The sequence below is a fragment of the Xanthomonas arboricola genome, assembly GCF_002940665.1.
Taxonomy (GTDB): domain Bacteria; phylum Pseudomonadota; class Gammaproteobacteria; order Xanthomonadales; family Xanthomonadaceae; genus Xanthomonas; species Xanthomonas arboricola_B.
Window position 1 is genome coordinate 953,289 of sequence record NZ_MIGY01000003.1, and the last position, 11,376, is coordinate 964,664.

Consider the following 11,376-nt stretch of genomic DNA (forward strand, 5'->3'; position numbering starts at 1 on the left):
TGCCGCCGCTGCCGCGTGCGCCCCACAGGAGGTTTGTCATGCCACGTTTTCCCGACCAGTTGCTGTACATCGGCGGCCGTTATGTTCCCGCCCGCGGCGGCCACACCTTCGAGGTGGTCAATCCCGCCACCGGCGAGGTGCTGGCCAATGTGCACAACGCCGGTGCCGACGATCTGGATGCCGCGGTCGACAGCGCCAAGGCCGGCCAGCAGCAATGGGCGGCACTGACCACGGTGGAGCGCTCGCGCATCCTGTTGCGTGCAGTGGCGCTGCTGCGCGACCGCAACGACGCGCTGGCCGAGCTGGAAACGCTCAACACCGGCAAGCCGCTGAGCGAAACCCGCAGCGTGGACATCGTCACCGGCGCGGACGTGCTGGAGTATTACGCCGGCGTGGCGCAGGCGCTGCAGGGCGCACAGCTGCCGTTGCGCGAAGGCAGCTTCTTCTACACCCGGCACGAGCCGCTTGGCGTGGTCGGCGCGATCGGCGCGTGGAATTACCCGATCCAGATCGCGCTGTGGAAGGCCGCGCCCGCGCTGGCGGCCGGCAATGCAATGATCTTCAAGCCCAGCGAGGTGACACCGCTGACCGCACTCAAGCTGGCCGAACTCTTCACCGAGGCCGGCCTGCCCGATGGCGTGTTCAACGTGCTGCCCGGCGATGGCGCCAGCGTGGGCACCGCGCTCACCGAACACCCGCAGATCGAGAAGATCAGCTTCACCGGCGGCACCGCGACCGGGCGCAAGGTGATGGCGAGTGCCTCGAGTTCGTCGCTGAAAGACGTCACCATGGAACTGGGCGGCAAGTCGCCCTTGATCGTCTGCGCGGACGCCGACCTGGATCTGGCCGCCGACATCGCCATGATGGCCAACTTCTACAGCTCCGGGCAGGTATGCACCAACGGCACGCGCGTGTTCGTGCCGCGCGCGCTGCGCAACGCCTTCGAAGCGCGGCTGCTGGCACGCGTGCAACGCATCCAGATCGGCGACCCGCTGGACGCGCGCACCACCTTCGGCCCGATGGTCAGCGCCGCGCACATGCAGCGCGTGTTGGACTACATCGAACAGGGCAAGGCCGAGGGTGCACGTCTGCTGTGCGGCGGCCAACGTCTGCGCGACGGCGCGCTGGCACAAGGCTGCTACATCGCACCGACCATCTTCAGCGACTGCACCGATGTGATGACCATCGTGCGCGAGGAGATCTTCGGACCGGTGCTGAGCCTGCTCGCCTACGACGACGAAGACGAAGCGATCGCACGCGCCAATGCCACCACCTACGGCCTGGCCGCGGGCGTGGTGACGCCGGACCTGGCACGCGCGCATCGCCTGATCCATCGCCTGCAGGCGGGCATCTGCTGGATCAACACCTGGGGCGAGTCGCCGGCACCGATGCCGGTGGGCGGCTACAAGCAATCCGGCGTGGGCCGCGAGAACGGCCTGGCCACACTGCAGGCCTACACCCGCACCAAATCCATCCAGGTCGAACTGGAGCGCTACGCGTCGGTGTTTTGAACGCTGACGCCACACGGCAGGCTGTCCCCGGCAGCACCGGCGAGATGCGCGCTCCGCAGCCTGCGGATCGTGCCGTTTCGCACAGAGACGCCCGCCCACTGCGCAATCGCTTTTGAAAGCCGCTTCACACCGGCACCGCAACAAGGAGAACCTCATGCAACGCGAGTACGACTACATCATCATCGGCGCCGGCTCGGCAGGTAACGTGCTGGCCGCGCGCCTGACCGAAGATCCGGGCGTCAGCGTGTTGCTGCTGGAAGCGGGCGGGCCGGATTATCGGCTGGACTTCCGCACCCAGATGCCGGCTGCATTGGCGTTTCCGTTGCAGGGCCGTCGCTACAACTGGGCCTACGAGACCGAGCCGGAGCCGCATATGGACAACCGGCGCATGGAGTGCGGGCGCGGCAAGGGATTGGGCGGCTCGTCCCTGATCAATGGCATGTGCTACATCCGCGGCAATGCCCTGGATTTCGACCATTGGGCCAAGCGGCCAGGCCTGGAAGACTGGAGCTACCGCGATGTGTTGCCGTACTTCCGCAAGGCCGAGACGCGCGACATCGGCGCCAACGCTTATCACGGCGGCGAAGGCCCGGTCAGCGTCGCCACGCCGAAGAACGACAACAACGTGCTGTTCCATGCCATGGTCGATGCCGGTGTGCAGGCCGGTTACCCGCGCACCGACGATCTCAATGGCCATCAGCAGGAAGGTTTCGGGCCGATGGATCGCACGGTGACGCCGCAAGGACGTCGCGCAAGCACCGCGCGCGGCTACCTGGACATGGCGCGTCCGCGCGATGGCCTGCACATCGTCACCCATGCCACCACCGACCGCATCCTGTTTGCCGGCAAGCGCGCGATCGGCGTGCATTACCTGGTCGGCAACAGCAGCGAAGGCATCGACGTGCATGCACGCCGCGAAGTGCTGGTGTGTGCTGGCGCGATTGCCTCGCCGCAGCTGCTGCAACGCTCGGGTGTCGGCGCGCCCGATCTATTACGCGCGCTCGACGTGCAACTGGTGCACGACCTGCCCGGCGTCGGCCAGAACCTGCAGGACCACCTGGAGGTCTACATCCAGTACGCCTGCACCAAACCGGTATCGTTGCATCCGGCATTGCAATGGTGGAATCAGCCGGCCATCGGTGCGGAGTGGCTGTTTGCCGGCACCGGCACCGGGGCGAGCAACCAGTTCGAGGCCGGCGGTTTCATCCGCACGCGCGACGAGTTCGACTGGCCCAATATCCAGTATCACTTCCTGCCGGTGGCGATCAATTACAACGGCAGCAATGCGGTGAAGGAACACGGCTTCCAGGCGCATGTGGGCTCGATGCGCACCCCCAGCCGCGGGCGCGTGCATGCCAAGTCGCGCGACCCGCGCCAGCATCCGTCGATCCTGTTCAACTACCAATCCACCGATCAGGACTGGCAGGAATTTCGCGATGCGATCCGCATCACCCGCGAGATCATCGCCCAGCCCGCACTGGACGCTTACCGCGGCCGTGAAATCAGCCCGAGCGCGGACTGTAAGACCGATGCCGAGCTGGACGCGTTCGTACGCGCGCGCGCAGAGACGGCGTATCACCCGTCCTGCTCCTGCGCGATGGGCACAGATGACATGGCGGTGGTCGACGGACAGGGCCGCGTACACGGCATGGACGGCCTGCGGGTGATCGATGCCTCGATCATGCCGCGCATCATCACCGGCAACCTCAACGCCACCACCATCATGATCGCCGAGAAGATCGCCGACCGCATGCGTGGCCGCACGCCACTGCCGCGCAGCACGGTGGACTACTACGTGGCCGGCGATGCGCCTGTGCGCGGGTGATGCTAGAAAACGCGGTGCGCCGCCTTGGGTCAAGTGCGCGGTGCCCTCACCGCACCAGAGAGTTTGCAGGTTGTTTATTGAAAGCCTGTCTTCTGATCTCGTTGCGTTGCGAAGCTGATCGGATGCGCCATTACCGAACAACGCACGTCATGCATTGCTTGCAACCATGCACCGACCATCTTCGATGGTCCTTGCCCGCTCACCGTCGCGGGACCTTACGCGGCATGGATGCCGCGTAAGAGCCTACACGGACGTACTTGCGGCGTGTCCCGCGAGGGTGGGCGGGCAAGGGCCCTGCAGCGAAGTTACAGATCAACCGCTCTGTAATTGATCTATCCGCACTCTCCAAGCACTTCAAGACAACCGAGATTTAGAGTCGTAGCGCCGTTTAGATGCGATCAAAAGCTTGGTTAGTCGAGCGCGCGGTGCCCTCACCGCTCGCGGGACACGCCGCAAGTACGTCCTTGTAGGCTCGGTGGCGGCATCCATGCCGCCACACGGTCCCGCAATCGGCGAGGACACCGCACCAGAGAGTTTGCAGGTTGTTGTTGAAAGCCTGTCTTCTGATCTCATTGCGCTGCGGAGCTGATCGGATGCGCATTACCGAACAACGCACGTCCTGCATTGCTTGCAACCATGCACACCGACCAGCTCGACTGGTCCTTACCCGCCCACCGTCGCGGGACCTTACGCGGCATGGATGCCGCGTAGAGCCTACACGGACGTACTTGCGGCGTGTCCCGCGACGGTGGGCGGGTAAGGGCCCTGCAGCAAATCCGCAGATCAGCCGCTCTCCGCTCTACAACTGACACGACGGACTAAAACTTCAAGTCGACCCGCGCATACCAGAAGCGCCCACCGGGGATGTCGTAAGTGGAGGCGTCGTAGCCATTGAGGGAGCACGACAGGCAGAGCGGCGGGTCCTTGTCGAAGACGTTGTTCAAGCCGGCCGTGAGCTGCAGCCCCTTGAGCCAATCGACGCGATAGCCCAGCTGTGCATCGTGGTAGGTGATCGCCTCCAGGCGATTGGACCCCACTACAGGATCGGAACACACCGCAAATCCCACTGCATCGCCGCATTGTTCGGTGAGTTTGGAAATGTGGCGCGCGGTCCACGATGCGGTCCAATTACCCAGCGACCAGTCCAGTACTGCGTTGCTGGTCCATTCGGGGATCGCGCTGTCCACCACTTCGATGCCCGGCCCCTGCGGCTGACGCTGCCCTGCTGCACCGAGTGCCTCGTAGCGGCCCACGAAGGTGTTCTGCCAGGACACCTTGAAACGGCCAAACGCCGTCTCCGGCAAGGTCCAGAACAGGTCCACATCCCAACCGTCGGTCTTGATCGAACCCAGATTGGTCAGCCGATTGTTGAACGCATTGATGCCGCCGGTGGAGGCGCGGCCGATGCCGTTGCAATACAGCGCGTCCAGGGTGTCCACACATAGATCCAGCTGGGTTTGCGCATTGATCGCCTGGATCGCGCCATCCACATGATGACGGTAGAACGTCATTTCCAGATCGAGGCGGTCGGACCAGCTGGCATTGCTGGCAAAGCCCGGGCTGAACACGAAGCCGGCACTGAAGCTGCGCGAACGTTCCGGATCCAGTTGCTCGTTGCCGCCAGTGGTGACCGAGATCTGCTGGTTGGCCTGTTGATAGCCGGCCGGCACACCGAGCGCCGCGCAGTTCGCGGCGCTGCCGCGCGGCGCGGTACCGCCTAGCCCGATCGAGCATGGATCGGACAACTGCAGATCGGCGCGCGCCGCCGAACCGAACAGCTCGCCGATGGTTGGCGCACGGAAGCCTTCTGCATAACTGGTGCGCAGCACCAGCTCATCGGTGACCTGCCAACGCAGGCCGTACTTTGGCGTGAACTCGCCGCCGAAGGTGGAGTAATCCGAGTAGCGGCCGGCGATATTCAAGTCGAGTTTGTCGCCCAACGACGCGTTGGCGAAGATCGGGATATTGAGTTCGAGATAGGCCTCGTTGACGTCGTAGCTGCCTGACGTCGGCAACGACGGCACACCGTTGTAGCGCCCCGCCACGGTGAGCGGATCGGGTTGGTAGGCACCTTCGTATTTGCGGTATTCGTAGCCGGTGGCGAACGACACCGCACCACCGGGCAGCTGGAACAGCTCGCTGCTCAGATTGGCGGTGAACAGGCTCAACTCGTTCTGGCTGCGGTCGCGCACCACCGGCTGGATCCAGCGCAACATCTCCGGCGTGATGCTGCCGGCGCCGCTGAAGATATCCAGTGGCACGCAGCCGGCCACCGCCGCGCATGCGGCCGGATCGCCCAGGCCAAGGTTGATGTTGTAGAGGTTGTAGCTGCCGTAGTTGGTCTGTTCGGCCTCGTTCTTGCTGTACATGCCGTTGATGTCCCAGAACCAGGTGCGCGCCGCACCTTCGAAGGTGCCCACCAGACCGGTGCCGAAGTACTGCGTGTCGACCTGTTGCTCGAAACGGCGCGCCCCGCCTTCCACCGGTCGGCGGCCGATCTGGATCAGGTTGGTGGCCGAGTTCAACTCGAAGCCGAACGGATTGAACGGATTGAGCGCGGAAATCACGATGTTGTCGGCAAGCGGATTGCCGGTGCCGGCATCGGGGCCGAGAAAGATCGGCTCGGGCGCCGCCTGGTTGGTCGACTCGCGCCGGTTGCCCAGCGCCTTGACGTACCACTGCACGTCGTCGTTGAAGTAATAGCGAAACTGCGCGAATACGCCCTTGCGCTCGGATGGCGTCAGCAACAGGTTCTGTTCTGCAAAGTTGTAGCGGTCCGCGGTGCCGAAACAGTGGTAGTCGTCGCTGCGCGTACAGCCGGCGCTGCCATCGTATCGCGGCGTGCCGACGCCGGCGTTGGGCGTGAGGTTCTGGCGCACGCCGGTATTGGGGTCGACGAACTGGAAGCGGCCATCCGGCGTTGCCGAGCTGGCGAAGGTCAACCCGGTGCCCGGGATCGGAAAGCGGGCCTGCGCGCGGTCGCGTGCGTAGATCGGATCCTGCTTGACGTAGCTGGCGCCCAGAAACAGGCTGAAATCCTCGCCACTGGTGCCCCAGGCCAGGTCCATGCCCTGGTTGGCGCCGTCGCCCTTGCCGTACTGCCCGTAATTGAGCGTGACCTGCGCACCGTCGAAGCTGCGCCGGGTGATGATGTTGACCACGCCGGCGATCGCATCCGAGCCGTACAACGACGAGGCACCATCTTCGAGCACCTCGATGCGCTCCACGATGGCCAACGGAATGGTGTTGAGATCGGTCGAGGAGCCTACCCCGGAGGCCGAGGATTCGTTGACCCAGCGGATGCCATCGACCAGGACCAGCACGCGTTTGGAGCCGAGATGGCGCAGATCCACCTGCGCCGAGCCGGCGCCCACGCCGCCGCCATCGGGCGGAAAGCCGAAGTTGCCGGATGAGTTGAACTTGGCGTTGAGCGCCGAACCCGACGCGGTGAGTTCCTGCAGCACCTCGCCGATCGAGGTCAGGCCGGTGCGTTCGATGTCGGCGCGGTTGAGCGTCTGGATCGGCACCTGGCCCTGCAATTCTGCGGTCTTGATGCGGGTGCCGGTGACCTGCACGCTGTCGAGCGTGCGCGTACTCGGGGCCGCCTCGGGCTGTTGCGCCCAGGCGAATGCGGGAATCAGACACAACGACAACTGCACGGCCAGGCATGACCGAGGGGAGCCAATTAGACGCTTCATCCTTTCTCTCTCCAGAAGGATTTCCAAGTGTCCGCACGCCCCCGTGCCCTGCGGCCCGCCGCAACTTTTAAACGAAACCTTAACGCGCCGCAAGCCGACCGTTCCGCAGCGAGAAGCAGGTCGCACTACCTGCGCGTCTGCTGCTTTGGCGCGCGCCGGCGATGTGCATATGCACATGCACATCGCTGGCGCACGTCGCTGCCGACAGCGCCGGCAGGCATCGATCCTGCGGGTATTCACTCCGGCACGCAGGCGCGCTTGGGTATCATCGCGCAATGACTTATGCCCCCCGTCTTGCCATTGTTTTCGTCGGCCTGCTGTGCCTTGGCAGCACCACGCTGCATGCCCAAAACCCCGACCCGCAACTGGCCGCCATGCGCGATGCCATCGCTGCCGCAGAGCGCGGCCAGTCCGATGCCGGTCAACTCGGTGCCCTGAGCCGTCACCCGCTCTATGGCTGGCTGGAATTTGCCACGCTCAAGCGCAACATCGACAACGTCTCCAACTCGCAGGCGCAGGGATTTCTGCAGCGCTATGCAGGCCAACCGGTGGCCGAAAGCTTTCGCAGCACCTGGTTGCCGGCGGTGGCGCGTCGCCAGGACTGGACCACCTTGCTGGCCAACTGGAAGCCCACCGACAACGTCGGCCTGCGCTGCGCGCAGCTGACCGCGCGGCAGGCAACCGGCAAGCTGGATGCCCAGTGGAGCCGCGATGCGTTGACGTTATGGCGCACCGGCAAGGGCCTGCCCGATGCCTGCGATCCGGTGGTCGCCGGGCTGGAGTCGCGCGGCGAGCTCACTCCGGCGCTGCGCTGGGAGCGTGTGGAGGCAGCCGCCGATGCACAACTGCCTGCGGTGATGCGTACCGCCGCACGCGGTCTGCCGGCAGCCGATCTGGCCCTGGCCACCGACTACGCCGCGTTTCTGGACAAGGCACATCCACGTGCATTGAGCTGGCCCCAGACCGAGCGCAGCCGTCGCATCGCGGTCGATGGCCTGGCCAAGCTGGCCAAGAACGATTCGGACGCAGCCGAGCAGCAGTTGCCGCAGCTGGCCACCGCGCTCGGCTTCAGCGAGGCGCAGCGCGGCCAGGTGCTGTACCAGGTCGCGCTGTGGACGGTGGCGTCGTACCTGCCTGATTCGGCGCGTCGCCTCAATGCAGTGCCCGATGCCTCGTACGACGAGCGCCTGCACGAATGGCGTGCGCGCGAAGCGATGTCGCGGGGTGACTGGCCGGCGGCATTGGCGGCGATCCGCAAGATGCCCGCCACCCAGCGCAGCGATTCGCGCTGGCAATATTTCGAAGCGCGCCTGGCCGAGAAGACCGGCGCTGGCGCTGCCGCACAGCCGCTGTATCGCGCCGCCGCGCAATCGCCGACCTTCCACGGCTTCCTGGCCGCCGATCGTCTGCAGCAGGCTTATCGGCTGTGCCCGTGGGAGCCCAGGGACAACCCGCAGGCCAAGGCCGCCGTCGCGCGTGATCCTGCGCTGGTCCGCGCAATCGCCTTGTTCCAGATCGACCGCCCCGGTTGGGCGGTGGCCGAGTGGAACGATGCCGCGAGCCGCTTCGACGACACCCAGCGCCGCCTGGCGGTGCAGGTGGCCGGCGAAAACGGCTGGTTCGATCGCGCAGTGTTCGCGCTCGGCAAGCAGCCGGACGAACAACGCCTGTATGCGTTGCGCTTTCCGCTGCATCACGACGACAGCATTCGCCGCGAAGCAGCCAAGAACGCGATCGACCCGGCCTGGGTGGCAGCGGAGATCCGTGCCGAAAGCATCTTCAATCCGCGCGCGCGCTCGCCTGCCAACGCGATGGGCCTGATGCAGGTATTGCCGGGTACCGGCGCGGCCGTGGCCAAGGGTATCGCCCTGCCCGGTTACGCGGGCGCCAACAGCCTGTACGAGCCGGACACCAACATTGCCATCGGCACCGCCTACCTGCGCCAGTTGCTCAATACCTACGGCCTGCCCTACCTCACCATCGCCGCCTACAATGCCGGCCCGGGGCCGACCGGGCGCTGGCAATCGCAACGGCCCAACTTCGAGCCGGACTTCTGGATCGAGACCATCAGCTACAAGGAAACCCGCGAGTACGTCGCGCGCGTGCTGGCATTCAGCGTCATCTACGACTGGCGGCTCAACGGCGACATGCTGCCGCTCAGCGATCGGCTGATGGGCAAGCTGGTGGACAAGCGCTTGAAGCCGGTGTGCACGCCAGGCCAGGCGACCGATAACGCGGCGCAGGACTGAACTCCCAGTCAGCCGCCGAGCATGGCGGCTGGATGAGGTGATCGTGCTTGCGCGGTTGCGGGTGGTTGTCTCGGCCTGGGGCGCAAGCTAGGCCATGCCGCTCGGATACTTGCCTTTCGTTACGCTCCTAAGCTTCGGGCTTTGAGGCTTCAGACTCACAGGCTCCGAGGCTCTGGGGCCAACCAAGCTTTCCCGTCATTGCGTTGTTCCGGTGCATCGAAGGCTCGGGTCGGCGAGGGCGCGGTGCCCTCACCGCTTGCGGGACACGCCGTGAATCCGTCCGTGGAGGCTCGGTGGCGGCATCCATGCCGCCACACGGTCCCGCAACCGGCAAGGACACCGCACCAGAAAGTTGGTCGGCTGCTTTTTTGAAAGCGTGTTGCCCGACCTGCTCTGGGCAGATGAGAGACTAGTGGCTTGCTTGCTGAAAGCCTGCCTGCTGCTTAGGTTGCGACGAGAGGCTGGCCGGACACACCGTGATCCGAACAATGCACGTCCTGCCCTGTTTGCACGTGCACACCGACCATCTCGACCGGTCCTTGCCCGCCCACTGTCGCGGGACCTTACGCGGCATGGATGCCGCGTAAGAGCCTACATGGACGTACTTGCGGCGCGTCCTGCGATGGTGGGCGGGCAAGGGCCCTGCAGCAAAGCCGTCCACTGTGCCTTGCGGCAAGTCCCGCGATGGTTGGCGGGCAAGGGCTCTATCGCCAAGCCGCAGATCAGTCGCTCTACGACGCACGCACCGTATCGGGCATCATGTCGCGATGAAGATCTATCTTGTTGGCGGCGCAGTCCGCGATGCCCTGCTTGGCCAGCCCGCTGGCGACCGCGACTGGGTGGTGGTCGGTGCCGATCAGGCGCAGATGGAACACCTGGGCTTCAAACCAGTGGGAAAGGATTTCCCGGTGTTCCTGCACCCGCGCAGCGGCGAGGAATATGCGTTGGCGCGTACCGAGCGCAAGTCCGGGCGCGGCTATCGCGGCTTCGTGGTGGATGCCGATCCTTCGGTGACGCTGGAAGAGGATCTGCTGCGTCGCGACTTCACCATCAATGCGATCGCACGCGACGAGGACACCGGCGAGTTGTTCGATCCGTATGGCGGCGCGCGCGATCTGCAGGCGCGCGTGCTGCGGCACGTGGGGCCGGCCTTTGTCGAAGATCCCGTGCGCGTGTTGCGCGCTGCCCGCTTCATGGCGCGGCTGGCACCGCTGGGTTTCACTGTCGCGCCAGAGACCGCAGCACTGATGCGCGAGATGGCCGCCAGCGGCGAACTGGACAGCCTGGTCCCAGAACGCGTGTGGCAGGAATTACGCCGCGTGCTGGAGAGTGCGCAGCCATCGGCATTTTTGCGCACGCTGCACGACACCGATGCGTTGCGCGTCATCCTGCCCGAGATCGATGCACTGTATGGCGTGCCGCAACGTGCCGAGTTTCATCCGGAGGTGGATACCGGCATTCACCAGGAAATGGTCAGCGACATGGCCGCGCGACTGGCGCCCGGCGACGCGCTGGTGGGCTTTGCCGCATTGACCCACGACCTGGGCAAGGCACTCACACCAGCGGAAGAATGGCCGCGCCACATCATGCACGAACAGCGCGGCGTTGCCCCGCTGCAGGCAGTATGCGAGCGGCTCAAGGTGCCACAGGATTATCGCCAGCTCGCCATCACCGCCTGCCGCGAGCACTTGAATGTACATCGCCTGGCCGAACTGCGCGACCGCACCGTGCATGAGCTGCTGGTGCGCTGCGACGCGTTTCGCCGCCCCGAGCGCATCGCGCAACTCGCGCTGGTCTGCGAAGCCGACAAGCGTGGCCGGCTGGGCAGCGAAGACGCCGCGTATCCACAGGGCGAACAACTCAAACGCCTGCATGCCGCTGCGCTGGCCATCAATGCGCGCGACCTGGCTGCAGAAGGCTTGCAAGGCCCGCAGATCGGCGAGGCCTTGGCGAAGGCGCGGATTGCGGCGATTGCGGCCGCAAGAAAGCCCGGCACGTAGCCGATGCATCGCGCATACCGTTGTCGAAACGCGACAGGGATGTAGCCGTGCCAAGCAAAGCGTTGCCGCTCAGATCCGGACTAGCGAAAGATC

General features: G+C 65.2%; 5 protein-coding genes. 4 read left to right on the forward strand and 1 reads right to left on the reverse strand.

Annotated elements, in window-relative coordinates; translation table 11 throughout:
- Positions 1–38: 38 nt before the first annotated feature.
- Positions 39–1,511: a betaine-aldehyde dehydrogenase gene (gene betB / locus XarjCFBP7645_RS17910; protein ID WP_104538547.1), complete on the forward strand. Its 1,473-nt coding sequence runs from the start codon at positions 39–41 to the stop codon at positions 1,509–1,511.
- Positions 1,512–1,665: 154 nt separating this feature from the next.
- Positions 1,666–3,336 carry a choline dehydrogenase gene (gene betA, locus XarjCFBP7645_RS17915; RefSeq protein WP_104538548.1) on the forward strand — a complete coding sequence of 557 codons (1,671 nt, stop codon included), beginning with the start codon at positions 1,666–1,668 and terminating at the stop codon, positions 3,334–3,336.
- 818 nt (positions 3,337–4,154) lie between these two features.
- Here the strand turns inward: betA and XarjCFBP7645_RS17925 are convergent.
- Positions 4,155–7,034, reverse strand: a complete 2,880-nt coding sequence (locus XarjCFBP7645_RS17925) for a TonB-dependent receptor plug domain-containing protein (RefSeq protein ID WP_104538549.1) — start codon at positions 7,032–7,034, stop codon at positions 4,155–4,157.
- A gap of 275 nt (positions 7,035–7,309) precedes the next feature.
- Between XarjCFBP7645_RS17925 and XarjCFBP7645_RS17930 the strand changes: the two genes are divergently transcribed.
- Positions 7,310–9,283: a transglycosylase SLT domain-containing protein gene (locus XarjCFBP7645_RS17930; RefSeq protein WP_181126372.1), complete on the forward strand. Its 1,974-nt coding sequence runs from the start codon at positions 7,310–7,312 to the stop codon at positions 9,281–9,283.
- A 767-nt stretch (positions 9,284–10,050) separates the two neighbouring features.
- On the forward strand, positions 10,051–11,283 hold the full coding sequence (locus XarjCFBP7645_RS17940; RefSeq protein WP_104538550.1) for a multifunctional CCA addition/repair protein: 1,233 nt from the start codon (positions 10,051–10,053) through the stop codon (positions 11,281–11,283).
- Positions 11,284–11,376 lie beyond the last annotated feature (93 nt).